The sequence below is a fragment of the Streptomyces sp. SX-6 genome, assembly GCF_059089585.1.
Map to the genome: position 1 here is coordinate 187,359 of NZ_JBTHHU010000004.1, position 25,509 is coordinate 212,867.

Consider the following 25,509-nt stretch of genomic DNA (forward strand, 5'->3'; position numbering starts at 1 on the left):
ACAGTCCCCCCGCCCCGAGGTGAAGGTCACGTTCTCCGGTTCCTCCCCTGCCTGATCGGATAGGCTGCGGGCCGTGCGTTGCGAGAACCAAGCGCGCACACTGTGCCGGTCGAGAACCAAGACGGCACACCCGAGCTTTGCTCAGCGAACCGGGCAGGTTCCGTCCCGGCTGGTGTTGAGGGAGTAAGATCTTTCAGGTCGCCGACCTGCGGGGCTTCCTGAGCCAGGAATCCCCTGCTTCGGCTGGGGAGGGTTCAAAGTCCGGAACCTCAGCTGTTGCTGGGGAAGCCCAGGTCCACCCCGCCGTCGGCGGGGTCGGGCCAGCGGGTGGTGACGACCTTGCCGCGGGTGTAGAAGTGGACGCCGTCGTTGCCGTAGATGTGGTGGTCGCCGAAGAGGGAGTCCTTCCAGCCGCCGAAGGAGTGGTAGCCGACGGGCACCGGGATCGGGACGTTGACGCCCACCATGCCCGCCTGCACCTCGAGTTGGAAGCGCCGGGCCGCGCCCCCGTCGCGGGTGAAGACGGCGGTGCCGTTGCCCCAGGGCGAGGCGTTGATCAGGGCCACGCCCTCCTCGTACGTCTCCGCGCGGACCACGCACAGCACCGGCCCGAAGATCTCGTCCCGGTACGCGTCCATCCCCGGGGTGACCTTGTCGAGCAGCGAGAGCCCCATCCAATGGCCGTCCTCGTACCCCTCGACCGTGAAGCCGGTGCCGTCGAGGACGACGTCCGCACCCTGGGCGGCGGCGCCGTGCACATAGGAGGCGACCTTGTCGCGATGCTCCCGCGTGATCAGCGGGCCCATCTCGGACGCCGGGTCGTCGCCGGGGCCGATGCGCAGGGCGGCCGTACGCTCCTTGATCTTCTCGATGAGCGGGTCCGCCGTGCCGCCGACGGCCACCAGTACGGAGACGGCCATGCAGCGCTCCCCGGCCGAGCCGTACGCCGCGTTGACGGCGGCGTCGGCGGCCAGGTCGAGGTCGGCGTCGGGCAGCACGAGCATGTGGTTCTTCGCGCCGCCGAGCGCCTGGACGCGCTTGCCGTTCGCGGACGCGGTGGTGTGGATGTACCGGGCGATGGGCGTGGAGCCGACGAAGGACACGGCGGCGACGTCCGGGTGCTCCAACAGCCGGTCCACGGCCGCCTTGTCGCCGTGCACCACGTTGAGGACGCCGTCCGGCAGCCCCGCCTCGGCCGCGAGCTCGGCGAGGCGCAGCGCAGTGGAGGGCACCTTCTCGCTCGGCTTGAGCACGAATGTGTTGCCGCAGGCGATGGCGAGCGGGAACATCCACATCGGCACCATGGCCGGGAAGTTGAAGGGCGTGATGCCCGCCACCACGCCCAGCGGCTGGCGGATCGAGGCGACATCGACGCGCGTCGAGACCTGGGTGGACAGCTCGCCCTTGAGCTTCTCCGGTATGCCGCAGGCGAGTTCGACGATCTCCAGCCCGCGGGCGACCTCGCCGAGGGCGTCGGCGTGCACCTTGCCGTGCTCGGCGGTGATCAGGCGGGCGATCTCCTCGCGGTGCGCGTGCACCAGCTCCCGGTAGCGGAACAGCACGGTGGTGCGCTTGGCCAGCGAGGCGGTGCCCCAGTCCGCGAGGGCGTCCTTGGCGGCGGCCACCGCCGCGTCCACCTCTTCGGCGGACGCGAGGGCAACCCGCTTCTCCTGGGCGCCGGTTGCCGGGTTGACCACCGGGCCGTGGTTGCCGGAGACGCCTTCGACGGGCTTGCCGCCTATCCAGTGGTTGATCGTCTTCATGGGATGTCTTTCTCGGTGAGGGGATCAGAGGTGGTGGCGGCGGGCCGCGACGTGGCGCTCGTAGGCTTCGCGGGCCTCCACCGCCGCCGGGCGGGTGGCGGTCTCGGCGACCGGGACGTCCCACCAGGCCTGGGCGCCGGGCGCGGTGCCCGCCGGATCGGTTTCGACGTACACGCAGGTGGGCCGGGGGGAGGTGCGGGCCTCGGCCAGGGCGGTGCGCAGTTCGCCGACCGTACGGGCCCGGAGGACGTCCATCCCCAGCGAGGCGGCGTTCGCGGCGAGGTCGACCGGCAGTGGGTCACCGGTGTACGTGCCGTCCTCGGCCCGGAACCGGTAGGCGGTGCCGTAGCGTTCGCCGCCGGTCTCTGCGGACAGCCCGCCGATGGAGGCGTAGCCGTGGTTCTGCACCAGCACCACGTTGATGTTGATGCCCTCCTGGACGGCGGTGACCAGTTCGGTGGGCATCATCAGATACGTGCCGTCGCCGACGAGCGCCCACACCGGGCGGTCCGGCGCGGCGAGCCGTACGCCGATGGCGGCGGGGATCTCGTAACCCATGCAGGAGTAGCCGTACTCCAGGTGGTACTGGCGCCGCGAGCGGGCGCGCCAGAGCTTGTGCAGGTCGCCGGGGAGCGAGCCGGCCGCGTTGATGACGACGTCCTCGTCGCCGACGACTGCGTCGAGCGCGCCGAGCACCTGGGTCTGGGTCGGCTGTACGGAGTCGTCCCCGGCGGCGTACGCCGCGTCCACGAGCTCCTCCCAACCACTCTTGCCCGCGCGGTACTCGGCCTCGTACGCCTCGTCCACCCGGTGGCCCGCGAGGGCTGTGGTCAGTGCCTCCAGGCCGGCGCGGGCGTCGGCGACGAGGGGCAGGGCGGCGAGCTTGTGGCCGTCGAAGGAGGTGATGTTGAGGTTGAGGAAGCGGACTCCCGGCCGGGCGAAGAGTGTTGACGAGGCGGTGGTGAAGTCGCTGTAGCGGGTGCCGACGCCGATGACGAGGTCGGCGGTGCGGGCGAGTTCGTCGGCGACGGCGGTGCCGGTGTGGCCGATGCCGCCGATGTCCGCGGGGTGGTCGTGGCGCAGGGAGCCCTTGCCCGCCTGGGCGGAGGCGACGGGGATGCCGGTGGCGTCGGCGAGGGCGCGCAGGGCTTCCTCGGCCTCGCTGTGGTGGACGCCGCCGCCCGCGATGATCAGCGGGCGTTCTGCGGCCCGTACGGCCCGTACGGCCTCGGCGAGGGCGTCGGGGGCGGGGGCGGGGCGGCGTACGTGCCAGACGCGGTCGGCGAAGAACTCCTCGGGCCAGTCGTGGGCCTCGGCCTGGACGTCCTGGGGCAGGGCGAGAGTGACGGCGCCGGTCTCGACGGGGTCGGCGAGGACGCGCATGGCCTGGAGGGCGGCGGGGATCAGCGCCTCGGGGCGGGTGATCCGGTCGAAGTAGCGGGAGACCGGGCGGAGGCAGTCGTTGACGGACACGTCCCCGGCGTACGGGACTTCGAGCTGTTGCAGGACCGGGTCGGCGGGGCGGCCGGCGAAGACGTCGCCGGGCAGGAGGAGTACGGGCAGCCGGTTGATCGTGGCGAGGGCGGCGCCGGTGACGAGGTTGGTGGCGCCCGGGCCGATGGAGGTCGTCACTGCCTGGGCGGCGAGCCGGTCGTTCTGCCGTGCGTAGCCGACGGCGGCGTGCACCATGGCCTGTTCGTTGCGGCCCTGGAGGAAGGGCATGGCCTCCTGCCCCGTCTCCAGCAGGGCCTGCCCGATCCCGGCGACGTTGCCGTGCCCGAAGATGCCCCAGCAGGCGTTGATCAGGCGGTGCCGGCGCCCGTCGCGCTCGGTGTACTGGTGGGCGAGGAACTCGACGAGGGCCTGTGCGACAGTGAGGCGGCGGGTCATCGGGCTTCTCCTGCGGGGGCGTTGTAGAGGGGGAGGCGGGGATCGACGCGCTGGTCCGGCCAGGTGGAGCGGATCCAGCCGTGGTCGGGGTGGTCGCAGATCAGCCACTCGCGGGCCTCGCCGGGGCCCGCCATGACATTGAGGTAGTACATGTCGTGGCCGGGGGCGGCGATGGACGGGCCGTGCCAGCCGTCGGGGATCAGCACGGCGTCGCCGGTACGGACTTCGGCGAGGACGTCCGTACCGCCCTCGCGCGACGGCGTCACCCGCTGGTAGCCGAGGCCGGTGTCGCCGCCGGCGATCTCGAAGTAGTAGATCTCCTCCAGCTCGCTCTCCTCGCCGGGCCGGCACTCGTCGTGCTTGTGCGGCGGGTACGAGGACCAGTTGCCGCCGGGGGTGAGCACCTCGACGGCGATGAGCTTGTCGCACGCGAACGAGCCCGCCGCCGCGAAGTTGTTGACCTGGCGGGAGCAGGGGCCCGCGCCGCGCAGCTCGACCGGGACGCCGGAGGCGGGCCCGTACCGGGCGGGCAGACGGCGCCCGCACCGGGCGCCGGTGAGGGCGAAGCGGCCGCCGGCGGCGCTGGAGACGCGGACCTCCTCGTCGCGCGGCACATAGGCGAAGTCGGTGACCGCGTCGAACACGCTCGTACGGCCGGCCAGTTCGAAGCTCTCGCCGGAGCCGGTGGTGACCGTGCAGCCGCCGGAGAGCGGCAGCACGATCCATTCGCTGTCGCCGGTGGCGAAGGAGTGCCCCGCGCCGGGCGGCAGTTCGAGGACGCGGAGGGAGGAGTGGGCCCAGCCGGCCTTCTCCGGGGTGATGTCCAGGGCGTAGGGCCCGGCGGCGGCCTGCCCGGCCCCGAGGTGGAATCCGCGGAAGTTCATGGTCTCCTGTCTCCCCTGTTTCAGAGCAGTCCGACGGTGGTGTCCACAGCTTTCGCCACATCCCCGTCGGCGGGGTAGAGCAGCGAGCGGCCGGCGACCAGTCCCTGCACGGTCGGCAGGTGCAGGGCCTTGCGCCACTTGTCGTACGTCTCCTCCTGGTCGCGGGAGACCTCGCCGCCGAGCAGCACCGTGGGCAGGGTGGAGGTCTCGCAGACGCGCGCCATGTCGTCCGGGTCCTCGGTGACCGGGAGCTTGAGCCAGGTGTAGGCGGAGGTGCCGCCGAGGCCGGAGGCGATGGCCACGGAGTGGATGACGGCCTCGGTGCCCAGGTCGTTGCGGACCCTGCCCTCGACCCGGCGGGAGAGGAAGGGCTCGACGAAGACGGGCAGTTCGAGGGCGGCCATGTCATCGACGGCGCGGGCGGCGGATTCCAGGGTGTTCACCGAGCCGGGGTCGTCGTAGTCGATGCGCAGCAGCAGCTTTCCGGCGTCGAAGCGGAGCCGGGCGATGTCCTGGGGGCGGTGTCCGGTGAAGCGGTCGTCCATCTCGAAGGAGGCGCCCGCGAGGCCACCGCGGTTCATCGAGCCCATGACGACCTTGCCGTCCAGGGCGCCGAGCAGCAGCAGGTCCTCGAGGATGTCGGCGGTGCCGAGCACACCGTCCACACCCGGGCGGGACAGTGCCAGGCACAGCCGTTCCAGCAGGTCGGCGCGGTTGGCCATGGCCAGCTTGCGGTCGCCGGCGGCGAGCGCGCCACGGGCCGGGTGGTCGGCGGCGACGATCATCAGCCGGCCGCTGTCACCGATCAGCGGGCGCCGGACGCGGCGGGCGGCGGCCTCCGCGACGGCTTCGGGGTGGCGGGCCCGCAGTGCCGGGAGTTCGGAGATCCGGGGGATCAAGGCGTGGTTCACCTTCTCGGAGCGTGGGAGGCGAGGAACTCCTCGACCTCGGCCGTGGTGGGCATGGCGGAGGAGCAGGCCAGGCGGGAGGCGACGATGGCGCCGGCGGCGTTCGCGCGGTGCATGATCCGCTCGAGCTCCCAGCCGGAGAGCAGTCCGTCGCACAGCGCCCCGCCGAAGGCGTCGCCGGCGCCGAGGCCGTTGACGACCCCGACGGGCGTGGGCGGCACCTCGGCGGCGCGGCCGTCGCGGTGCACCGCGAGGACGCCCTTGGGACCCTGCTTGACGACGGCCAGTTCGACGCCCATGTCCAGCAGCGCCCGGGCGCAGGCCATGGGGTCGCGCAGTCCGGTGGCGACCTCGGCCTCGTCGACATTGCCGACGGCGACCGTGGCGTGGGCCAGCGCGGCCTCGTAGTACGGCCGGGCCTCGGCCATCGCCCGGGGGCCGGTGGCACCTCCGTCGCCGGAGGCCCCGCCCTCGCCGCCCCAGAACATGGGCCGCCAGTCGAGGTCGAAGACGGTCGGGCCGGCCTTGCCCCGGGCCTCGAGGGCGGCCAGCGTCGCGGCACGGCTGGGCTCCTCGCACAGACCGGTTCCGGTCATCCAGAAGATCCGGGCGGTGCGGATCGCGTCGAGGTCCAACTCCTCGGGGTGGATGACCAGATCGGGCGCCTTGGGGCGGCGGTAGAAGTAGAGCGGGAAGTCGTCCGGCGGGAAGATCTCGCAGAACGTGACGGGCGTCGGATACTGCTCGACAGAGGTCACCCAGCGGTCGTCCACGCCGAAGTCGCGCAGCGCCTGGTGGATGTAGTCGCCGAAGGGGTCGTGGCCGGTACGGCTGATGACGGCGCTGCGGCGGCCGAGCCGGGCGGCGGCGACCGCGACATTGGTGGCCGAGCCGCCCAGGAACTTCCCGAAGGTCTCCACCCGCGCCAGCGGCACGCCGGTCTGCAGCGGATAGAGGTCAACTCCGATGCGGCCCATGGTGATCAGGTCGTACGGGTCGGTCATGTGCGCCCTTTCGCTGTGGCTCTGCCGACAGGTCTAATCGGGCGGGCCCGGCCCTGTCAATACTTTGTCCTTACATATTGACTTGAAGCTGTCGCGCCTGGTCAGGTGATTGAGCTGGCCTCCGGGCGGCTACTGGCGAGTTACGAAGTCATTAAGTCCTTATGTCGGGACAAAGTCTTGACAGGCTCCCGGGCCCCATGGAGGCTGTGCCGCAATCCCGTCAGCGCCTCCCGGTCACCGGCGACCGGCGAGAGGAGAGCCGCAGTATGTCCGCACCCAGCGCCGTACCGTCCGCCCTGGACCGCATCCGTGTCGGGTCGGCCCCCGACTCCTGGGGGGTCTGGTTCCCCGACGACCCGCAGCAAGTCCCCTGGCAGCGCTTCCTCGACGAAGTGTCCGAGGCCGGATACGAGTGGATCGAACTCGGCCCGTACGGCTATCTGCCCACCGACCCGGCCGTGCTCCGTGACGAGGCCGGCCGCCGCGGCCTCAAGGTCTCGGCCGGCACGATCTTCACCTCCCTGCACCACGGCCCCGCCGTCTGGGAGAAGACCTGGGCCCATGTCACCGAAGTCGCCACGCTCACCCGGGCGATGGGCGCCCGGCACCTCGTCGTCATCCCCTCCTTCTGGCGGGACGACAAGACCGCCGAGATCCTCGAGCCCCGCGAGCTGACCGGCGAGCAGTGGAAGAACCTGACCACCGGCATGGAACAGCTGGCCCGCCGGGTCCGCGAGGAGTTCGGGCTGGACATCGTCGTCCACCCGCACGCCGACACCCACATCGACACCGAGGCGCACGTCGAGCGCTTCCTCGACGCCACCGACTCCGGCCTCGTCAACCTCTGCCTCGACACCGGCCATTACGCCTACTGCGGCGGCGACAGCGTCAAGCTCATCCGGACCTACGGCGAGCGCATCGGCTACCTCCACCTCAAGCAGATCGACCCCGCCGTCCTGGCCGACGTGGTCGCCAAGGGCACCGCCTTCGGCCCCGCCGTCCGCCAGGGCGTGATGTGCGAACCGCCGCGCGGACTGCCGGCGTTGGAGCCCGTCCTCCAGGCCGCCCAGGGCCTGGACGTCGACCTCTTCGCCATCGTCGAGCAGGACATGTACCCCTGCCCGCCCGACCAGCCCCTGCCCATCGCCCGGCGCACCCGCCGGTTCCTGCGCTCCTGCGGCGCCTGACAGACCGAGCAAGAGGACCACTTCGGCATGAGCACCAACACCCCCCTCGGCGTGGCCGTCATCGGCACCGGGCGCATGGGCGCCGACCACATCCGCCGCCTGGACACCGTCACCGACGGCGCCCGTGTCGCCGCCGTCGCCGACCTCGACGCCGGCCGCGCCGAGCGCGCCGCCCGCGGCATCGACGGCTGTACGCCCTACACCGACCCGGCCGCCGCCATGGCCGACCCCGCCGTCGGCGCCGTACTGATCGCCTCGCCCGGCCCCGCCCACGAGGCCGCCCTCATGACGGCCCTCGAGCGCGGCCTGCCCGTCCTGTGCGAGAAACCGCTCACCCCCGACGCGGCCTCCGCCCGGCGCGTCATGGCCGCCGAGGTCCGGCTCGGCCGCCGCCTCGTCCAGGTCGGCTTCATGCGCCGCTACGACACCGGCTATCTGCAGCTGAAGAAGACGCTCGACACCGGCGTCCACGGCCGCGCCCTGATGCTGCACCACAAGCACCGCAACGCCGCCACCCCGCCCGGCTTCACCGACGCGATGCTCATCCACGACTCGGTCGTCCACGAGATCGACATCACCCGCTGGCTGCTCGGCGAGGAGATCACCGCGGTGCACGTGCTGTGCCCGACGCCCTCCTCCGCCGCCCCCGAGGGCCTGAGCGATCCGCAGCTGGTCCTCTTCGAGACCTCGGGCGGACGGATCGTGGACACCGAGCTCTTCCAGAACTGCGGCTTCGGCTACCAGGTCGCCTGCGAGGCGGCCTGTGAGAACGGCACCGCCCGCACCGGCGACGACATCATCACCCCCGGTTTCGTCGAACGCTTCGAGGACGCCTACGACCGGCAGGTCCAGCGCTGGGTGGACGCCGCCCGGCACGGCGAGGCCGAGGGACCCGGCTGCTGGGACGGCTACGCGGCCGCCGCCGTGTGCGAAGCGGGCGTACGGGCCCGGACGACCGGCGAACGCACCACCGTCGAACTGGCCGAAATGCCAGGGCTGTACCGATGAACGTCGCCGTCGACCGGTCCGCCACGGACCACCCAGCTACTTCCGGTCGCGGAGCCAAGCGCTTCATCCTCGGCATCGCCGCCATCGCCGCGATCGGCGGCGCCCTCTTCGGCTACGACACCGGAGTCGTCTCCGGCGCCCTGCCCTTCATGGAGCGGCACTTCGGCCTCAGCTCCCTCGGCGAGGGCGTCATCACCAGCGCACTCCTGATCGGAGCGGCCTTCGGCTCCCTGGCGGGCGGCCGCATGGCCGACAGCCTGGGCCGCAAGAAGGCCCTGCTGTGGGCCGGGGCCGTCTTCATCGGCGGCGCCGTCGCCGTGGCCGTCGCACCCACCGTCCCCGCCATGGTCGCGGCACGCTTCGTCCTCGGCCTGGCCGTCGGCAGCGCCTCCGTGATCACCCCGCTGTACCTGTCGGAGATAGCCCCGCCGCACATCCGCGGGCGGCTCGTCTCCTTCAACTCCCTGATGATCGTCAGCGGACAACTGCTCGCCTACCTCGTCAACGCCGTCCTCGCCCGGTGGGAGGCCTGGCGCTGGATGCTGGGACTCGCGGCCCTGCCCGCCGTCGCCCTGTTCGTGGGCATGTTCTTCCTGCCCGACACCCCCCGCTGGTACATCAGCAAGGGCCGTACCGACGACGCCACCCGCGTCCTGCACCGCACCCTGCCCGCCGACGACATCCCGGCCGAACTCGCCCGCATCGAGCACGCCCGCACCCTGGAGGCCGACGCCCGCCGGGGCGCCTGGCAGGAACTGCGCACCCCCTGGATCCGCCGGCTCCTCCTCGTCGGCATCGGGCTGGCGATCGTCCAGCAGATCACCGGCGTCAACGCGGTCATCTACTTCGCGCCCAAGATCCTGGAATCCACCGGGCTGGGCACCAACGCCGCCATCACCGCCACCATCGCCATCGGCGCGATCTCCGTCATCGCCACCGCGATCGGCATGTCCCTCATCGACCGGCTCGGCAGACGGCCCATGCTCATGGGCGGCCTGACCGGCATGGCCGTCTCCCTCACCGCCCTCGGCGCCGCCTTCCAGCTGCCGCACTCCACCGCCGTCAGCGTCCTCGTCCTGGGACTGATGGTCCTGTACATGGCCTTCATGCAGGCCACCCTCAACACCGGCGTCTGGCTGCTGCTCGCCGAGATGTTCCCGCTGAAGGTCCGCGGACTGGCCATGGGATCCGCCGTGTTCGTCATGTGGATGGTGAACTTCGCCATCGCCCTCCTCTTCCCCGTCCTGCTCGACGCGGCGGGCGCCGGCGTGACCTTCTGGCTCTTCGCCGTGGCGTGCGTGGTGTCGTTCGTCTTCTGCAAGCGCTACGCCCCGGAGACCAAGGGCATGGCCCTCGAGGACCTCGAGGACGAACTGCGCAAGGCCGCTCTTTCCGAGTCCCCGAAGTCCCCGAAGTCTTCGAAAGCGAGCCACCCATGAAGATCGGCCTGATCGGCACCGGCCGCATCGGCGCCTTCCACGCCGAAACCCTCTCCGCCGTCGACGGAGTGGACACCGTCGTCGTCGCCGACCTCGACGCCGGCCGCGCCCGGGTGCTCGCCGGCCGACTCGGCCTCGACGCGGCGGCCGGCATCGACGCGATGTACGCCGCCGGGCTCGACGGCGTCGTCATCACCGCCGCCACCAGCGCCCACGCCGCCCTCATCCACCAGGCCCTCGACCACGGGGTCCCGGTCTTCTGCGAGAAACCCGTCGCCCTGGACGTCCCCGGCACGCTGGGCGTCGTCGAACGCGCCGCGAAGAGCCCGGTCCCCGTACAGATCGGCTTCCAGCGCCGCTTCGACGCGGGCTACACCGCAGCCAGGGACGCCCTGCGCTCGGGCGAGCTGGGCTGGATCCACACCCTGCGCGCCTGTACGAGCGATGTCACGCCCCCGCCCCCGGCCTTCATCCCCACCTCCGGCGGCCTGTTCCGGGACTGCTCCATCCACGACTTCGACATCATGCGCTGGCTCACCGGCCGGGAGGTCGTCTCCGTCTGCGCCCTGGGCGCCAACCGCGGCGCACCCTTCTTCGCCGAAGGCGGCGACGTCGACACCTGCGCCGCCCTGCTGCGCTTCGACGACGACATGCTCGCCACCGTCACCGCCACCCGCTACAACGGCGCGGGCCACGACGTCCGTCTGGAGATCTGCGGCTCCGAGGGCGCCCGCTTCGTCGGCCTCGACGACCGCGCGCCCATGCCGACGGCGGAACAGCACCTGTCCTGGCACCGGGCCACGCCGTACGCCACGTTCATGGAGCGCTTCCACGACGCGTACATCGCCGAACTCACGGCCTTCACCCAAGTCGCCGCCGGCCGCCGGGAGAACCCCTGCTCACCCGCGGAGGCGCTGGAAGCGCTGTACGTCGCCGAGGCCTGCTACCTCTCCCGCCGCACGGGGCGGCCGGTGACCTTGGCGGAGGTCCGCGGCTAGCGCTTGTCCTGCGGCGCTCCGCCCGTGGGTACGGCCGGTCCGGCACCGCCGGGCTTCGCCGTCGTGGCTTCGCGCCGTTGCGGCGGGTCTTTTTCCGGGGCTTCGCCCCGGACCCCAGGGCCCCCGCCCGAGGGTGTGCCCCGGGCCTCGGAGTCCCCGGGCACGCCCCCGGGAACCGGGAAGGCCTGCGGAGATCTGCTGGCCAGGCCCGGGGCTCGTCCGGCGGAGCTGCGCCGCGCGGCGCAGCTCCCAGCCGCCCGACGGGCCCCCGGGTGCGCGGGGCGGGACGGCGGGGCCCGGCGGTGCCGAACCGGCCGCACCCATGGGCGAGGACCCGCCGGACAGGCGCCCGCTCAGGCCGCCGTGGTCGTGAGGGCCTCGACGAGCACCGGAGTCACCTGTTCCACCTGCCAGGGGCGGGCGCCGTGGGCCGTGAGGACCTCGGCGACCGCCTCCGGGGTGGGGGTCCGGGGCGGCTCCCAGCACAGTCGGCGCACCGTGTCCGGGGTGATCAGATTCTCCTGAGGCATCGTCAGCCGCTCGGCGAGCGCCGACACCGCGGCACGCGCCGCCGACAGCCGTGCCGCGGCGACCGGGTCCTTGTCGGCCCAGGCCCGCGGCGGGGGCGGGCCCGTCAACGGCTGGCCGGGCTGCGGGAGTTCCGCCTCCGGCACCGCCCTGGCCCGGTCGATCGCCGCCTGCCACTGCTCGAGCTGGCGGCGGCCCATGCGGTGCCCGTAGCCCGGCAGCGCGGCGAGCGCGTGGGCGTTCGGCGGCAGGTTCAGCGCGGCCTCGATGATGGCGCTGTCGCCGAGCACCTTGCCCGGCGAGACGTCGCGCCGCTGCGCCACGAGGTCGCGCGCGGTCCACAGCTCGCGGACCACCGCCATCTGCCGGCGCCGCCGGACCTTGTGCATGCCGGACGTACGGCGCCAGGGGTCCTTGCGGGGCGGGGCGGGCGGCGCCGCGGCGATGGCCGCGAACTCCTGGTGGGCCCAGTCCAGCTTGCCCTGCCGCTCGAGCTCCGTCTCGAGGGCGTCGCGCAGGTCGACGAGGAGCTCGACGTCCAGCGCGGCGTAGCGCAGCCAGGGCTCCGGCAGCGGGCGGGTGGACCAGTCGACGGCGGAGTGGCCCTTCTCCAGGGCGTAGCCGAGGACGTTCTCGACCATGGCGCCGAGCCCCACGCGGGCGAAGCCCGCGAGCCGCCCGGCGAGTTCGGTGTCGAAGAGCCGGGACGGCGTCATCCCTATCTCGCGCAGGCACGGCAGGTCCTGGGTGGCGGCGTGCAGCACCCACTCGGCGTCGGCCAGCACCTCGCCGAGGGCGGAGAGGTCGGGACAGCCGACCGGGTCGATCAGCGCGGAGCCCGCGCCCTCGCGGCGCAGTTGGACGAGGTAGGCGCGCTGGCCGTAGCGGTAGCCGGAGGCGCGCTCGGCGTCGACGGCGACGGGGCCGGTGCCCGCGGCGAAGGCGGCCACGACGTCGGCGAGGGCACGGTCGTCCGCGACGACCGGCGGAATGCCTTCGCGTGGCTCGAGCAAGGGGATCGGCGCCGAATCGACGTCGTCCGGGGGGCCGCCCCCGGGGGTTCGCAGTGGTGTGTCTGCTGCGGTGTCTTGGGCGTCGGTCACCAGCCAAGGGTATCCGGGTATGACGGACGCCCGCCGACGGAACGTTCCGTCGGCGGGCGTCGGGCGTCCGCGGGATCAGTGGATGATGCCGGTGCGCAGTGCGACGGCGACCATTCCGGCGCGGTCGCCGGTGCCGAGCTTGCGGGCGATGCGGGCGAGGTGGCTTTTCACGGTGAGCGCGGACAGGCCCATGGAGACGCCGATCGCCTTGTTGGACTGGCCCTCCGCCACCAGCCGCAGGACTTCGACCTCCCGCCCGGACAGTTCGCGGTAGCCGCCGGGATGCCCGGGGGCCCCGGGCGGGCGCCGCTGCATCCGGGCCGCGGCGGAGCCGATGGGTGCGAGGCCGGGGCGGCCGGGGATGCCGAGGTTGGTGCGGGTGCCGGTGACGACGTAGCCCTTGACGCCGCCCGCGAGGGCGTTGCGCACGGCGCCGATGTCGTCGGCGGCGGAGAGGGCGAGCCCGTTGGGCCAGCCCGCGGCGCGGGTCTCGGACAGGAGCGTCAGGCCGGAGCCGTCGGGGAGATGGACGTCGGCCACGCAGATGTCGCGCGGGCTGCCGATGCGGGGCCGGGCCTCCGCGATGGATGATGCCTCGATCACATCGCGGACCCCCAGGGCCCACAGGTGGCGGGTGACGGTGGAGCGGACGCGGGGGTCGGCGACGACGACCATGGCGGTCGGTTTGGTCGGGCGGTAGGCGAGGCTCGCCGGTTGCTCGAGGAGAACGGACACCAGGCCTCCAGGGGGAGTGGCGGGGACGGGTGCCGACTTGTGGGTAAGCCGGGGCGATCCGTATGGGAAGGGTCACAAGCTCCTTCGGCAGCCAAACCGCCCGGCTTTAGGGAATGATCACGAATTGATGAGTAACAATTCGGGCAATTAGGACCGCTCTCCGGTCAGCGGCTCTGCGGTCCCCGCCGCTGGGGCAGCGTCACGACACCGGCCTCCGGCGCCCCGCCCGGGGGCAGCCCCGCGATCTGGCAGAGCAGATCGCACCACGCCGCCAGGTGCGCCGCCGTGTCCGGCGCGGGGCGCGCGGCGGAGCCGGAGGCGGGGGGTTCCGCGGGCGACCACGACGCCCTGATCTCGATCTGCGTCGACGGCTCCCGCTCCCGCAGCCCGCCGAAGTAGTGCGAGCTCGCCCGGGTCACGGTGCCGCTCGGGGCCCCGTACGGAACCCGGCGGGCCTCCAGCGCGCCCGTCAGCCACGACCAGCACACCTCCGGCAACAGCGGGTCCGCCGCCATCTCCTCCTCGAGGTCGGCGTGGACCAGCGTCACCAGGCGGAAGGTTCCGCCCCAGGCCTCGTGGCCCGCCGGGTCGTGCAGCAGGATCAGCCGGCCGTCCGCCAGCTCCTCGTCGTCCACGACGACCGCGGCCTCCAGCGCGTAGGAGTACGGGGCGAGCCGCTGGGGTGGCGGGGTGGCGTCGAGCTCGATCTCGGGCCGCAGGTGCACACCCTGCAGCCCGGCGACCGCCTGCCGGAAGACGGACGGGGACTCCTCCCCACCCACGTCGTCCGGACCGTCCGAGTGGTGTCCGTGCGCCGCAGCCATGCCCGGAAGACTAGGCGGAACGACCCTCGGTTTTCGGTAGGGACACCACACGGCGGGTCACTCGTTCGGCCCGTGCGAAGATTTGGGGCATGAGTGAGCGCAGCCAGCAGCAGACGCGCCGTACCGCGGCACACGATTCGGCATTTCTGAAGGCGTGCCGGCGCGAGCCCGTGCCGCACACTCCGGTGTGGTTCATGCGCCAGGCCGGGCGCTCGCTGCCCGAGTACCGCCGGGTGCGCGAGGGCATCCCGATGCTCGAGTCGTGCATGCGGCCCGAGCTCGTCACCGAGATCACGCTCCAGCCGGTGCGCCGTCACGGTGTCGACGCCGCCATCCTCTTCAGCGACATCGTGGTGCCGCTCAAGGCCATCGGCATCGACCTCGACATCAAGCCCGGCGTCGGCCCGGTCGTCGCCCAGCCGATCCGCACCCGCGCCGACCTCGAGCGGCTGCGCCCGCTCGAGGAGGGCGACGTCGCGTATGTGACGGAGGCGGTGCGGATGCTGACCGCCGAGCTCGGGGCCACCCCGCTCATCGGCTTCGCCGGTGCGCCGTTCACGCTCGCCAGCTACCTCGTCGAGGGCGGGCCGTCGCGCAACCACGAGCACACCAAGGCGCTGATGTACGGCGACCCGGAGCTGTGGGCCGACCTGCTCGACCGGCTCGCGGGCATCGCCGCCGCCTTCCTCGAGGTGCAGATCGAGGCGGGCGTCTCGGCCGTGCAGCTCTTCGACTCCTGGGTCGGTGCGCTCGCCCCCGCCGACTACCGCCGCCATGTGATGCCCGCCTCCGCGAAGGTCTTCGACGCGGTCGCCGGGTACGGCGTGCCGCGCATCCACTTCGGCGCGGGCACCGGTGAACTCCTCGGCCTCATGGGCGAGGCCGGCGCGGACGTCGTCGGCGTCGACTGGCGCGTCCCGCTGGACGAGGCGGCCCGCCGTGTCGGCCCCGGCAAGGCGCTCCAGGGCAACCTCGACCCGGCGGTGCTCTTCGCCGGGCGCGAGGCCGTCGAGGCCAAGGCCGGCGAGGTGCTGGCCGCGGCCCGCGGCCTCGAGGGCCACGTCTTCAACCTCGGCCACGGCGTCCTGCCGACCACGGACCCGGACGCCCTGACCCGCCTCGTGGAGTTCGTGCACGAGCGGACGGCCCGCTAGGGGCGGAGCTTCGCCCTTGGGCGCGGCCGGTCCGGCGGAATACGCGGTCACCGCAACCGGCCGGCCAGGCCTACCGCTCCAGCACCAGCGCCTGCCCCTGGCCCACGCCGATGCAGAGCGCCGCGAGCCCCGTGCCCGAGCCCGCGGCGGCGAGCTGGTGTGCCACGGCGCCCGCGAGCCGGGCGCCGGAGCAGCCCAGCGGGTGGCCGATGGCGATGGCTCCGCCGCGCCGGTTGACGGCGTCGGGGTCGAGGTCCGGCCACTGCGCCAGGCACCCCAACGCCTGGGCGGCGAACGCCTCGTTGAGCTCGACATGTGTCAGGTCGGCGAGGGAACGGTTCGCCTTGGCGAGTGCCCGACGGACCGCCTCCACGGGGCCGAGGCCGTACAGGTCCGGCTCGATGCCGGTGGCCGCCGAGGCGCGTACCCGGGCCAGCGGCTCGCGGCCGATGGTCCGCAGCCCCTCCTCGTCGCAGAGCAGCAGGGCGGCGGCGCCGTCGTTGAGCGGTGAGGAGTTGCCCGCCGTCACCGTGCCGCCCCGGGGGCGGAAGGCGGGCTTCAGGCGGGTCAGCGCCTCGAGGGAGGTGTTGTCGCGGATCGTCTCGTCGCGCGCCAGGTCCACGCCGGGCACGGGGACCACCTCCGCCTCGTACGCCCCGTCCTTCCAGGCGCGTGCCGCCTTCTCGTGGCTGGCGAGCGCGAACGCGTCCTGCTGCTCGCGACTGATGCCGTACTCGTCGGCGATCAGCTCGGCACCCTCGCCCAGGGACACCGTCCAGCTCGACGGCATCGCCGGGTTGGTCATCCGCCAGCCCAGCGTGGTCGAGTACAGCTGCTGGTGACCCGCGGGGAAGCCCCGTTCCGGCTTGGGCAGTACCCAGGGCGCGCGGCTCATCGACTCCACACCGCCCGCGACGATCACCGACGCGTCGCCCACGGCGATCGCGCGGTACGCCTGCACGACGGCCTCCAGCCCGGAGGCGCACAGCCGGTTGACGGTCGCGCCGGGTACGGACACGGGCAGCCCGGCGAGCAGCACGGCCATGCGGGCCACGTTGCGGTTCTCCTCGCCGGCGCCGTTGGCGTTGCCGAACACGAGGTCGTCGACGCGCGCCGGGTCCAGCGCGGGCGACCGGCCGACCAGCGAGCGGACGACATGCGCGGCGAGGTCGTCGGGGCGGACGCCCGCGAGCGCGCCGCCGTACTTGCCGACCGGAGTGCGGACGGCGTCGACGATGTACACATCCCGGATGCGGTCGTTCATGAGGTCTCCGTAACGGTCGGTGGGCGTGCGCGCGAGTCTTGGCGGGGTGCCGACAGCTGTCAATGGGGTGCCGTACGGCCGTACCCGGCTGTTTGAGACAGTGGGGGCATGAGCGAAGTGCGCGTCGGGCGGCGCCATGTGGCTGTCATCGGCGGTGGGATCTCGGGTCTCGCCGCGGCTCTCCGGCTGGCGGAGGGCGGTGCGCGCGTCACGGTTCTGGAGGGCGACGGCCGCCTCGGCGGCAAGCTGCTCGCGGGCGAGATCGCGGGCGTGCCCGTGGACCTGGGCGCCGAGTCGATGCTGGCCCGGCGGCCGGAGGCGGTGGAACTGGCCCGCGCGGTCGGCCTCGACGGACGGCTGCAGGCGCCCGCCACCGCGAGCGCCTCGGTGTGGACCCGCGGCGGGCTGCGCCCGATGCCCCGAGGGCACATGATGGGCGTCCCCGGCGACCTCGCCCCGCTGGCCGCCTCCGGCGTCGTCTCCGACGAGGGCCTGGCCCGCATCGCCCGCGACGCCGAACTGCCGCGCACCGAGATCGGCGACGACGTCGCGATCGGCGCGTACGTGGCCGAGCGGCTGGGCCGCGAGGTCGTGGACCGGCTCGTCGAGCCGCTGCTCGGCGGGGTCTACGCGGGCGACGCGTACCGCATCTCGATGCGGGCCGCGGTGCCGCAGCTCTTCGAGGCCGCCCGCAGGCACCGCTCGCTGACCGACGCCGTACGGGAGTTGCAGGCGTCGGCCCCGCAGAACAGCGGGCCCGTCTTCATGGGCATCGACGGCGGCATCGGCCGGCTGCCGCTCGCCGTCGCCGACGCGGTGCGCGCGGCGGGCGGCGAGATCCGCACCCACGCGCCCGTCGTCGAACTCGCGCGCATGCCCGGCGGCTGGCGGCTCGACCTGGGGACGTCGTCCCTGGACGCCGACGGCGTCGTCCTCGCCACGCCCGCCGGCGACGCGGCCCGGCTGCTCGGCCGGGAGGCGCGTGCCGTCTCCGCCGAGCTCGCCACGGTCGAGTACGCCTCCATGGCCCTGGTCACCATGGCCTTCCGGCGCTCCGACGTGGAGGGCCTGCTCCACGGCAGCGGCTTCCTCGTGCCGCCCGTCGACGGGCGGAAGATCAAGGCGTCCACCTTCTCCGCCAACAAGTGGGGCTGGGTCGGCGCCGCCGACCCGGACGTCTTCGTGCTGCGCACCTCCGTCGGCCGATACGGGGACGAGGAGGACCTGCGCCGCGAGGACGCCGACCTGGTGCGGATGTCGCTGAAGGACCTCGGCGAGGCGGTGGGCCTTGCGGCCGAGCCGCTGGAAAGCCGCGTCACCCGCTGGGACGGGGGACTGCCGCAGTACCCCGTCGGCCACGTCGCCCGTGTCGCCCGCATCCGCGAGCTCGTCGCGGGCCTGCCCGGCCTGCGGGTCTGCGGTGCGCTGTACGACGGCGTGGGCATCCCGGCGTGCATCGCCGGCGCGCACCGGGCCGCCGGCGAACTGCTGGCCACCCTGGCCGAGACGGCCGCGGGGCACGGGGGACAATAGGGACCATGACTGACGCCCAGAAGATCCCGAACGCCGGCAAGAAGGCCAAGGACCTCAACGAGGTCATCCGTTACACCCTCTGGTCGGTGTTCAAGCTGCGCGACGTGCTGCCGGAGGACCGCACCGGCTGGGCCGAGGAGGTCGAGGAGCTCTTCGCGCACCTCGCCAAGGAGGACGTCACGGTGCGCGGCACCTACGACCTCTCCGGGCTGCGGGCCGACGCCGACGTGATGATCTGGTGGCACTCGGAGACCTCGGACGCGCTCCAGGACGCGTACAACCGCTTCCGCCGCACGAAGTTCGGGCGGATCCTGGAGCCGGTGTGGTCGAACATGGCGCTGCACCGCCCCGCCGAGTTCAACAAGTCGCACATCCCGGCGTTCCTCGCCGACGAGACCCCGCGCGACTACGTCAGCGTGTACCCCTTCGTGCGCTCCTACGATTGGTACCTGCTGCCCGACGAGGACCGCCGTCGCATGCTCGCCGACCACGGCAAGATGGCGCGCGGCTACCCGGACGTGCGGGCCAACACGGTCGCCTCGTTCTCGCTGGGCGACTACGAGTGGATCCTGGCCTTCGAGGCCGACGAGCTCTACCGCATCGTCGACCTCATGCGTCACCTGCGGGCCTCCGAGGCGCGGATGCACGTACGGGAAGAGGTGCCGTTCTTCACCGGTCGCCGCAAGTCGGTGGCCGAGCTGATCGCGACTCTGGCCTGAGGGGCCTGAGGCCTCAGGTCGCCTTCGGTTCCGGGCGTGGTGCGCAGTAGGCGCGCCGGCCCGGGACCGCGCCGGTCAGCAGGTACGTCTCGAAGTAGTGGTTGACGCAGGCGTTCGGCCCGCCGCCGATGCCGTGCGTACCGGCACCGCGCTCCGTGACCAGTGCCGAACCCGGCAGCCTGCGCTGGAGTTCCAGCGCTCCCTGGTAGGGCGTGGCCGCGTCGCGCTCGGCGGCCAGCAGCAGCGTGGGCGGCAGGGCGCGCCGGTCCGCACCGACCTCGAAGGGCCGCTGCCGGGGCGCCGGCCAGGTGGCGCACGGCAGGTTCATCCAGGCGTTGCTCCACGTCTCGAACGGCGCCCGCTCCGCGAGGCGGCTGTTGTCCCGGTCCCACTGCGACCAGGAGTGCGGCCACGGCGCGTCGTTGCACTCGACGGCGGTGTAGACGGCGTTGCTGTTCTCCGCTGCCCACGCGCCCGCCGGGTCGGACCCGCCGATCGCGCGCAGCACCTGGTCGTCCCCGTGCAGATAGACGGAGAGCACCTTGGCCGCCGGGGCCCAACCGCTGTCGCTGTAGCCCGCCTTGAGCAGGACGGCCTGCAACTGCGCCTGGCCGACGCGGCCGACGGGATGCTCGGCGAGCCGCCTGCTGGCCTTCTCGTACGAGGCCAGTACCTGCCGTTCCGAGCGGCCGAGGTGGTAGACGTTGTCGTGCCTGGCGGCCCAGCGGCGCCAGTCGGCCCAGCGGCGTTCGAAGGCGGCGGACTGGTCGAGGTTGTTCTGGTACCAGATCTTGTGCGGGTCGGGGTTGACCACGCTGTCGAAGACCATGCGGCGCACGTGCCCGGGGAAGAGCGTGGCGTAGACGGCGCCGAAGTAGGTGCCGTACGAGGCGCCGACGAAGTTCAGCTGCCGTTCGCCGAGCGCGGCGCGCAGGACGTCCAGGTCGCGGGCGTTGTTGCGGCTGTTGAAGAACCTCAGGTCGCCGCCCGTGCGCCGGGCGCAGCCCTGTGCGTACGCCCGTGCCTTCGCGACCTCGTGCTTCTTGTAGGCGGCGGAGGGGTGTTCGGGGGACAGGCTGGGGGCCTTGCCGAAGGTCTCGGGGTCGGTGCAGGAGATCGGGTGGGAGCGGGCGACGCCGCGCGGGGCGTAGCCGATGAAGTCGTAGGACTCGGCGATCTTGTGCCACGCCGGGATGCCGGCGATCAGCGGGAAGATCATGCCGGAGCCGCCCGGGCCCCCGGGGTTGAAGAAGAGGGCGCCCTGCCGTGCCGATTCCCCGCCGAGGGCGCGGCCCCGGCTGACGGTGAGGGTGATCTGCCTGCCGCTCGGGCGGGCGTAGTCCATGGGGACGGAGACGGTGCCGCACTCCACGGGGGAGGGCAGCCCCTCGGACTCGGGGCAGGCGCCGAAGTCGATGCCCTGATCGGCGGCCCGTTCGGCGGCCAGTTCGACGCCGTGTGCCTCGGCGCGGTCGTCCGGGGACAGGTCGGCCCCGGTGCCGTGCACCGCGGGGGCGGTGAGGGCGGTGAGCCCGGTGAGGATCAGGGATCCGACGGTTCCGTACAGGGCTGCTGCTCTCACTGGCCCGTCCCTTCATATCCAATGCGACAAAAGGGATATTTGATTGGGCGGTTGGTGAAGTAAAGCACCGCACAGCGATGTCGGCCGCATTGGGCCCGAAGGGACTCCTCGGTTCGCACGGCGGTTGACGTCAGTTTCGTAGACCCCGCAGCTGGGTGGACAGGGCGGCCCGCAGCTCCGGGTCGGCAAGTGCCTTGCGCCCGCGCACGGCCAGCGAGGTCAGCGGCCCCTGGTCGTCCGCCCCGGCGCGCAGTCGGCCCAGCAGCTCCTGCCCGGCGTGCGACGCCCACGCCGTGTGCGGGTGCACCTCGCACAGCGCCATCGCCAGACAGCCCGCGGTCAGGATCAGCGGCAGCGCGAACCAGCCCGCCGCCTGCCCCCGCGCCGCCTCCGGCGACAGGGCGAGCACCCCCGTGGCCGCGAGGGCGGCGACCGCGAGGCACGCCCCGCGCACCTGGCGGGTCGCCGCGGACATCTCCCGGCGCTCCGGGCCGGGCACCGCGAGCCCGGCCGCCGCCAGCCGGCCGTCGAGGTCCCGTACGGCGTCGGTGGTGCGGTGCGCGGCACGGATCGCCGGCACCGGGGACTGGCCGCCGGGCCCGATCGCGGTGATCACCGAGCGCTCCAGCTCGTCCCGGCCGACCGGGTCGACCACGGTCGCCCACCCCGTGTGCGCCAGCAGCAGCCGGCGCTGTCGGCCCATCGTGACCAGCGCGAGGTCGGTGACCCGCTGCGGGCCCCCGGACAGGAACGCCGCCTCGTACAGCGTCAGCGCGGTGATCCGGCCCTCGGCCGGGACGGGCCGGGGCTGCGCGGCGGCGACCGCCGCCCGGCACAGCCGGCCGCAGGCGGTCAGCGCCACGGCCCAGGCGACGAGCAGCAGGACGACCCACATACGGGTGTTCTACCCGACGGTGGGGGAGGGGCGCATCACCGCGGGCGGAAGCGGATAGGTGGTCGCCGGTTCGGGCGACGGGGTGTCCAAGGTGCCGGTGGGGAGCGGGAGTTGCCGTGGGGCGTGCGAGGCGAGGGAGTCGAAGTCGACGAGGCCGGTGTCCTCGAGGGCGCGCATCTCGGCGAGGAGCGTCCGGTTCGCGTCGTCGGCCAGCTCGCGCACGGCGGAGTTGCGTGTGGTGGCCCGTACCTGGCCGGTCAGGGCGAAGGCCCTGCCGAGGGCCGGCCGCACGAGGCCGGCAAACTCCCGGTCGTACGCCGCGCCGCGCGCGGCGCCGAGCCGGGCCAGCCAGCCGTCCTGCTCCGCGGTGGGCCGGCTCGGCAGGTCGAGGCCGAGCCGGTGCGCCACCTCGCGCACGTGCTGGTCCAGCGCGGCGTCGCCGTCGGCGAGGCGCTCGCCGGCCCGGCGTACGGCCTCCGAGCCGCCCCGCTCCCGGGCCTGCTGACCGGCGGGCGGCCCCCACAGCCCGTCCCGCCGCACCCCGTCGACGAACGCGCGGTCGGCCGGCGACAGCGGGCCGAACCGGGTGGGCACCGCCCCGGCGGCGAGGTCGACGGTGTCCGGGGACGTCCCGGTGCCGGTGCGGTCCTGGTACGACCAGACGGGGAACAGCAGCGCGGCGATCGTCGCGGCAAGCGCGGCGACGACCAGCCCGGTGCCGGAGAGGGATCGCATGGGGTCTCCAAGGGGCTCGCCGACAGACCCTAGACGCCCGGCCGTGATCCCCACGGGGATTCAGGGGATTCACGGGGATGCGCGGGGATCCGGAGATTCCGGCCCCACTGGTGAGGCCCCGCGATCGGGGGGATGTCGCGGGGCCTCACCGGGATCAACGGACCGCGCGCCGGGTTGGTTCCCGCCCTTCTGCGGCAAGATGGCGGGTGGGGGTGATGGGCGTGGACGAACGTCCGGAGGGGAAGCGCGGCGCGCAGGGCAGGAGCTACGACCCCGACCGGTTGTTCCTCCCTCCCGACGACGACCTCGCCCCCAACCGCCCGGGCGAGACCCTGCGCACCCGCCTCGACGCCTCCCGCCGCGGCCGGGCCGCTCTCGCGCTCGCCCGCGTCCTCGGCCGCAGGCCCGTGGAGGACGCCTGGCGCAGGGCGCTGGCCGCCGAACAGCTCGTCGGCGCGGCGCTGGAGGAACTCACGGCCGGCGGCTGGGACGTGGTGCACTCGATCGTCCTGCCCGGCGACACCGTCATCCCGCACCTGCTGATCGGCCCCGGCGGCGTCTTCTGCGTCGCCGTCGAACGGACCCGCAGGGCGCGGGTCCTGGCCGACGACACCATGATCCGCGTCGCCGGGGAACGCCACCCGCGCCCCGGCGTCCGCCGGGCCCGGCAGAGCGCGGCACGCTCCTCGCTCGTGCTCTCGCGCGGCTGCGGCTTCCTGGTGCCGGTGCAGCCGGTCGTCGTGGTCGTCGGGGCGGCGGGCGTGGATGTCGCGGCCACCCTGGAGGACGTCCGGGTGCTGCACGAGGCCGAGGTTTCGGCCCTGGGCGCGCTCGGCGGGGTGCTGCACCCGGACCGGGTCGACCGGATCCACACCGTGGCACGCAACCGCCGCGTCTGGCTCGGGGGATGACCCGCCGTCAGACGAGTGATCCCCGGAGTGGCCGCCACCGCCATGACACCGTGCGCTGCCTACGATGACGGCCTGACCGGCCATGAGGAGGCGCGGAGTGCGGGTTGCGGGACGCCGGATCCGGTGGTCTTCGCCCGTGTGCGTGCTCGCCCTCGCCGCGACGGCCTGCGCCGCACCCGCCACCGGCCCCCCGCCCGCACCGCCCGGCGGGCCCGTCCCCGTCGAGGTCTCGCCCGGCGGCTGCGGGCGCGGCTGGTCCCGGCCCCGGCCCGGCATCCAGGAGTTCGCCCTGCACAACACCACCGCCGTGCCCGCCGACGTCCGCCTCGAGAATCCCCGCACCGGCGCGGTTCACGGCGAGGCCGAGGGCATCGGCCCCGGCGCCGTCCGCCTGCTGCGGGTCCGGCTCGGGAGCGGGACGTACGCCTTCGTCTGCCCGCAGGAGGACGCGGACCCCGTCACCGGGCCCGCCGTGCGCATCGCCGGAGGCTCTGCGGGCGGCCCCGCCGCCGTGCCCGTCACCCGGGCCGACCTGATCCCGGCGGCCCTCGGCCACCAGCGCCGGACCGGCCGCGGGCTCGACGGCCTCGTGACGGCAACGGAGGCCCTGCGCGCGGCGGTCGAGGACGGCGACCGCACCCGCGCCCGGCGCGCCTGGCGCCCCGCCCACCTCCACTGGGCACGGCTGGGCGGCGCGTACGGCGCCTTCGGGCCCGCCACGAAGGCGATCGACCGGACGGGCGCGGGCCTGCCCCGGGGAGTCCGCGACCCGGGCTTCACCGGCTTCCACCGCATCGAGTACGGCCTGTGGCACGGCGAGGACACGGCCGCGCTCCGCCGCCCGGCCCGCCGCCTCGCCGCCGACGTCCGGGCGCTGCGCACCGCCTGGCGGCACACCCGCCTGGACCCGGCCGACCTGGTGCGGCGCGCCCACGAGATCCTCGAGGACACCATCCACTCCGAGCTCACCGGACGCACCGACCACGGCAGCGGCACCACGCTCGCCACCGCCCGCGCCCAGCTCGACGCCACCCGCGAGATCCTCGACCGGCTGCGCCCCCTGCTGCGCACCCGCTACCCCTCGCTCGCCGCCCTCGACCGGCGCCTGGACCGCACCCGCCACACCCTGGACCGCCACCGCGGGACCCCGCTCGCCCGGCTCACCCGCGCCGAACGCGAGCTGCTGGACGCGGAGTTCGGCGACCTCGCCGAGCGCCTCGCGTCCGTGTCCGCTCTGTGCTCCGTACGGAGAGCGGGGTGAACCGCCGCGGCCTGCTGCGCGGCGCCCTCGGTGCCGTCGCCACGACGACGGCACCGGCATCGGCTCCGGCGGAAGCACCCGTTTTCCACGGCGCCCGCCAACACAACCTCCTCGCCCCGCCCGCCCGCGCCACCGCGTTCACCGCCCTCGACGTCACCGCCGCGAACCGCGCCGAACTCGCCGACCTGCTGCGTACGATCACCGAACGCGCCCGCTTCCTGGCCACCGGCGGCATCCCCGCCCCCACCGGCATCACGGGCCCGCCCCCCGACTCCGGGCTCCTCGGCCCCCGCGTCCCCGCCACCGGCGCGGTCCGCGTCATCCTGGGCGCCGGCGCCTCGCTCTTCGACGGCCGCTTCGGCCTCGCCCACCGGGTGCCGCGGCGGCTGCGGACGATGCCCGTCTTCCCCGACGACGACCTCCAACCCGCCTGGTGTCACGGCGACTTGAGCCTCCAGCTGTGCGCCGACAGCCCCGACACCGTGCTGCACGCCCTGCGCGACCTCACACGGCACACCCGCGGCGGTGCGCAGATCCGCTGGCGCCTCGACGGTTTCACCGGCCCGCCCCGCCCCACCGGCACCCCCCGCAACCTCTTCGGCTTCAGGGACGGCACGGCCAACCCCGATGTCCGCGACGCCCGCCTGATGGACCGTCTGGTGTGGACCGGCCCGGCCACCGGCGAACCCGCCTGGGCGACGGGCGGCAGCTACCAGGTCGTACGGCTCATCCGCATGCTCCTCGAGTTCTGGGACCGAGTCCCGCTCCCCGAGCAGGAGCGGATGTTCGGCCGCGCCCGCGACACCGGCGCGCCCCTGGACGGCGTACGGGAGACCGACCCACCCCGCTACCCCCGGGACCCCGAGGGCGCGGTGATCCCGCTGAACTGCCACATCCGGCTCGCCGACCCCCGTACCCCGCACACCCGCGACCAGCGGCTGCTGCGCCGTTCGTACAGCTACGACCGCGGCGTCGACACCAACGGCAACCTCGACGCGGGGCTGCTCTTCTGCTGCTACCAGCAGGACCCGCTGCGGCAGTTCACCGCCGTGCAGCGACGGCTGGCGGGCGAGCCGCTGACCGACTACGTGACCCCGTTCGGCGGCGGCTGGTTCTTCGTACTCCCCGGGGTGCGGGACCACGCGGACTGGTACGGCCGAGCCCTGATGAACCCCTGAGAGAGC

At 73.6% G+C, this 25,509-nt stretch carries 22 protein-coding genes; 10 read left to right on the plus strand and 12 right to left on the minus strand.

Features of this window, described 5'->3' with window-relative positions; translation table 11 throughout:
- Positions 1–269 precede the first annotated feature (269 nt).
- From ACV530_RS06725 to iolC, 5 genes are read right to left on the minus strand one after another with little or no spacing between them, the layout of a single operon-like run.
- On the minus strand, positions 270–1,763 hold the full coding sequence (locus ACV530_RS06725) for a CoA-acylating methylmalonate-semialdehyde dehydrogenase (RefSeq protein ID WP_494331333.1): 1,494 nt from the start codon (positions 1,761–1,763) through the stop codon (positions 270–272).
- 24 nt (positions 1,764–1,787) lie between these two features.
- Positions 1,788–3,653 (minus strand): 3D-(3,5/4)-trihydroxycyclohexane-1,2-dione acylhydrolase (decyclizing), encoded by a 1,866-nt coding sequence (gene iolD / locus ACV530_RS06730; protein WP_494331334.1) that lies wholly within the window; start codon positions 3,651–3,653, stop codon positions 1,788–1,790.
- Positions 3,650–4,537 (minus strand): 5-deoxy-glucuronate isomerase, encoded by an 888-nt coding sequence (iolB, locus tag ACV530_RS06735; protein WP_494331335.1) that lies wholly within the window; start codon positions 4,535–4,537, stop codon positions 3,650–3,652. The genes iolD and iolB overlap by 4 nt, the downstream gene beginning before the upstream one ends.
- 20 nt (positions 4,538–4,557) lie before the next feature.
- Positions 4,558–5,436, minus strand: coding sequence for a Cgl0159 family (beta/alpha)8-fold protein (locus tag ACV530_RS06740; protein ID WP_494331483.1), 879 nt, complete (start codon positions 5,434–5,436; stop codon positions 4,558–4,560).
- An 8-nt stretch (positions 5,437–5,444) separates the two neighbouring features.
- Positions 5,445–6,449 (minus strand): 5-dehydro-2-deoxygluconokinase, encoded by a 1,005-nt coding sequence (gene iolC / locus ACV530_RS06745; protein ID WP_494331336.1) that lies wholly within the window; start codon positions 6,447–6,449, stop codon positions 5,445–5,447.
- Positions 6,450–6,715: 266 nt separating this feature from the next.
- Here iolC and ACV530_RS06750 point away from each other — a divergent pair, with 266 nt between their 5' ends.
- From ACV530_RS06750 to ACV530_RS06765, 4 genes are read left to right on the plus strand one after another with little or no spacing between them, the layout of a single operon-like run.
- Complete coding sequence (locus ACV530_RS06750; protein ID WP_494331337.1) at positions 6,716–7,636, plus strand: sugar phosphate isomerase/epimerase family protein; 921 nt, start codon at positions 6,716–6,718, stop codon at positions 7,634–7,636.
- Between the two features lie 27 nt (positions 7,637–7,663).
- Positions 7,664–8,644, plus strand: coding sequence for a Gfo/Idh/MocA family protein (locus ACV530_RS06755; protein WP_494331338.1), 981 nt, complete (start codon positions 7,664–7,666; stop codon positions 8,642–8,644).
- Positions 8,641–10,083: a sugar porter family MFS transporter gene (locus ACV530_RS06760; RefSeq protein WP_494331339.1), complete on the plus strand. Its 1,443-nt coding sequence runs from the start codon at positions 8,641–8,643 to the stop codon at positions 10,081–10,083. Before ACV530_RS06755 ends, ACV530_RS06760 begins: the two co-directional genes overlap by 4 nt.
- Positions 10,080–11,081, plus strand: coding sequence for a Gfo/Idh/MocA family protein (locus ACV530_RS06765; RefSeq protein WP_494331340.1), 1,002 nt, complete (start codon positions 10,080–10,082; stop codon positions 11,079–11,081). The genes ACV530_RS06760 and ACV530_RS06765 overlap by 4 nt, the downstream gene beginning before the upstream one ends.
- A gap of 353 nt (positions 11,082–11,434) precedes the next feature.
- On the opposite strand, the gene ACV530_RS06770 is transcribed toward ACV530_RS06765, so the two are convergent.
- The 3 genes from ACV530_RS06770 to ACV530_RS06780 all read right to left on the minus strand — a co-directional run bounded on the left by ACV530_RS06770 (position 11,435) and on the right by ACV530_RS06780 (position 14,271).
- Positions 11,435–12,712, minus strand: a complete 1,278-nt coding sequence (locus tag ACV530_RS06770) for an HRDC domain-containing protein (protein WP_494331341.1) — start codon at positions 12,710–12,712, stop codon at positions 11,435–11,437.
- A gap of 75 nt (positions 12,713–12,787) precedes the next feature.
- Positions 12,788–13,447 carry a LuxR C-terminal-related transcriptional regulator gene (locus ACV530_RS06775; protein WP_494331342.1) on the minus strand — a complete coding sequence of 220 codons (660 nt, stop codon included), beginning with the start codon at positions 13,445–13,447 and terminating at the stop codon, positions 12,788–12,790.
- Positions 13,448–13,611: 164 nt separating this feature from the next.
- Entirely contained in the window at positions 13,612–14,271 is a 660-nt protein-coding gene (locus tag ACV530_RS06780) for a DUF3000 domain-containing protein (RefSeq protein ID WP_494331343.1), read from the minus strand.
- 89 nt (positions 14,272–14,360) lie between these two features.
- Between ACV530_RS06780 and hemE the strand changes: the two genes are divergently transcribed.
- Positions 14,361–15,425: a uroporphyrinogen decarboxylase gene (gene hemE / locus ACV530_RS06785; RefSeq protein WP_494331344.1), complete on the plus strand. Its 1,065-nt coding sequence runs from the start codon at positions 14,361–14,363 to the stop codon at positions 15,423–15,425.
- A 70-nt stretch (positions 15,426–15,495) separates the two neighbouring features.
- Here the strand turns inward: hemE and ACV530_RS06790 are convergent, their stop codons facing one another.
- The gene (locus ACV530_RS06790; protein ID WP_494331345.1) at positions 15,496–16,689 is read right to left on the minus strand and encodes a thiolase family protein; all 1,194 of its coding nucleotides are present in this window, start codon (positions 16,687–16,689) and stop codon (positions 15,496–15,498) included.
- 108 nt (positions 16,690–16,797) lie between these two features.
- Between ACV530_RS06790 and hemG the strand changes: the two genes are divergently transcribed.
- Positions 16,798–18,222, plus strand: a complete 1,425-nt coding sequence (hemG, locus tag ACV530_RS06795) for a protoporphyrinogen oxidase (protein ID WP_494331346.1) — start codon at positions 16,798–16,800, stop codon at positions 18,220–18,222.
- A 5-nt stretch (positions 18,223–18,227) separates the two neighbouring features.
- A complete protein-coding gene (hemQ, locus tag ACV530_RS06800; protein ID WP_494331347.1) occupies positions 18,228–18,941 on the plus strand; it encodes a hydrogen peroxide-dependent heme synthase in 714 nt (237 codons plus the stop codon).
- Positions 18,942–18,954: 13 nt separating this feature from the next.
- Here the strand turns inward: hemQ and ACV530_RS06805 are convergent, their stop codons facing one another.
- The 3 genes from ACV530_RS06805 to ACV530_RS06815 form a co-directional block, all read right to left on the minus strand.
- The gene (locus ACV530_RS06805; protein WP_494331348.1) at positions 18,955–20,523 is read right to left on the minus strand and encodes an alpha/beta hydrolase; all 1,569 of its coding nucleotides are present in this window, start codon (positions 20,521–20,523) and stop codon (positions 18,955–18,957) included.
- A gap of 130 nt (positions 20,524–20,653) precedes the next feature.
- Positions 20,654–21,418: a TIGR04222 domain-containing membrane protein gene (locus tag ACV530_RS06810; protein ID WP_494331349.1), complete on the minus strand. Its 765-nt coding sequence runs from the start codon at positions 21,416–21,418 to the stop codon at positions 20,654–20,656.
- A gap of 9 nt (positions 21,419–21,427) precedes the next feature.
- On the minus strand, positions 21,428–22,153 hold the full coding sequence (locus ACV530_RS06815) for a DUF4142 domain-containing protein (RefSeq protein ID WP_494331350.1): 726 nt from the start codon (positions 22,151–22,153) through the stop codon (positions 21,428–21,430).
- 221 nt (positions 22,154–22,374) lie between these two features.
- Here ACV530_RS06815 and ACV530_RS06820 point away from each other — a divergent pair, with 221 nt between their 5' ends.
- The 3 genes from ACV530_RS06820 (at position 22,375) to ACV530_RS06830 (ending at position 25,503) form a co-directional block, all read left to right on the plus strand.
- Positions 22,375–23,064 carry a nuclease-related domain-containing protein gene (locus ACV530_RS06820; protein ID WP_494331351.1) on the plus strand — a complete coding sequence of 230 codons (690 nt, stop codon included), beginning with the start codon at positions 22,375–22,377 and terminating at the stop codon, positions 23,062–23,064.
- Positions 23,065–23,161: 97 nt separating this feature from the next.
- Positions 23,162–24,325 (plus strand): imelysin family protein, encoded by a 1,164-nt coding sequence (locus ACV530_RS06825; protein WP_494331352.1) that lies wholly within the window; start codon positions 23,162–23,164, stop codon positions 24,323–24,325.
- Positions 24,322–25,503: a Dyp-type peroxidase gene (locus ACV530_RS06830; protein WP_494331353.1), complete on the plus strand. Its 1,182-nt coding sequence runs from the start codon at positions 24,322–24,324 to the stop codon at positions 25,501–25,503. The genes ACV530_RS06825 and ACV530_RS06830 overlap by 4 nt, the downstream gene beginning before the upstream one ends.
- Positions 25,504–25,509 lie beyond the last annotated feature (6 nt).

Bases quoted from the DNA above. Each gene is read 5' to 3' on its own strand.
- ACV530_RS06725 (WP_494331333.1), bottom strand. From the start codon at position 1,763: ATGAAGACGATCAACCACTGGATAGGCGGCAAGCCCGTCGAAGGCGTC.
- iolD (WP_494331334.1), bottom strand. From the start codon at position 3,653: ATGACCCGCCGCCTCACTGTCGCACAGGCCCTCGTCGAGTTCCTCGCC.
- iolB (WP_494331335.1), bottom strand. From the start codon at position 4,537: ATGAACTTCCGCGGATTCCACCTCGGGGCCGGGCAGGCCGCCGCCGGG.
- iolC (WP_494331336.1), bottom strand. From the start codon at position 6,449: ATGACCGACCCGTACGACCTGATCACCATGGGCCGCATCGGAGTTGAC.
- ACV530_RS06750 (WP_494331337.1), top strand. From the start codon at position 6,716: ATGTCCGCACCCAGCGCCGTACCGTCCGCCCTGGACCGCATCCGTGTC.
- ACV530_RS06755 (WP_494331338.1), top strand. From the start codon at position 7,664: ATGAGCACCAACACCCCCCTCGGCGTGGCCGTCATCGGCACCGGGCGC.
- ACV530_RS06760 (WP_494331339.1), top strand. From the start codon at position 8,641: ATGAACGTCGCCGTCGACCGGTCCGCCACGGACCACCCAGCTACTTCC.
- ACV530_RS06765 (WP_494331340.1), top strand. From the start codon at position 10,080: ATGAAGATCGGCCTGATCGGCACCGGCCGCATCGGCGCCTTCCACGCC.
- ACV530_RS06780 (WP_494331343.1), bottom strand. From the start codon at position 14,271: ATGGCTGCGGCGCACGGACACCACTCGGACGGTCCGGACGACGTGGGT.
- hemE (WP_494331344.1), top strand. From the start codon at position 14,361: ATGAGTGAGCGCAGCCAGCAGCAGACGCGCCGTACCGCGGCACACGAT.
- ACV530_RS06790 (WP_494331345.1), bottom strand. From the start codon at position 16,689: ATGAACGACCGCATCCGGGATGTGTACATCGTCGACGCCGTCCGCACT.
- hemG (WP_494331346.1), top strand. From the start codon at position 16,798: ATGAGCGAAGTGCGCGTCGGGCGGCGCCATGTGGCTGTCATCGGCGGT.
- hemQ (WP_494331347.1), top strand. From the start codon at position 18,228: ATGACTGACGCCCAGAAGATCCCGAACGCCGGCAAGAAGGCCAAGGAC.
- ACV530_RS06810 (WP_494331349.1), bottom strand. From the start codon at position 21,418: ATGTGGGTCGTCCTGCTGCTCGTCGCCTGGGCCGTGGCGCTGACCGCC.
- ACV530_RS06815 (WP_494331350.1), bottom strand. From the start codon at position 22,153: ATGCGATCCCTCTCCGGCACCGGGCTGGTCGTCGCCGCGCTTGCCGCG.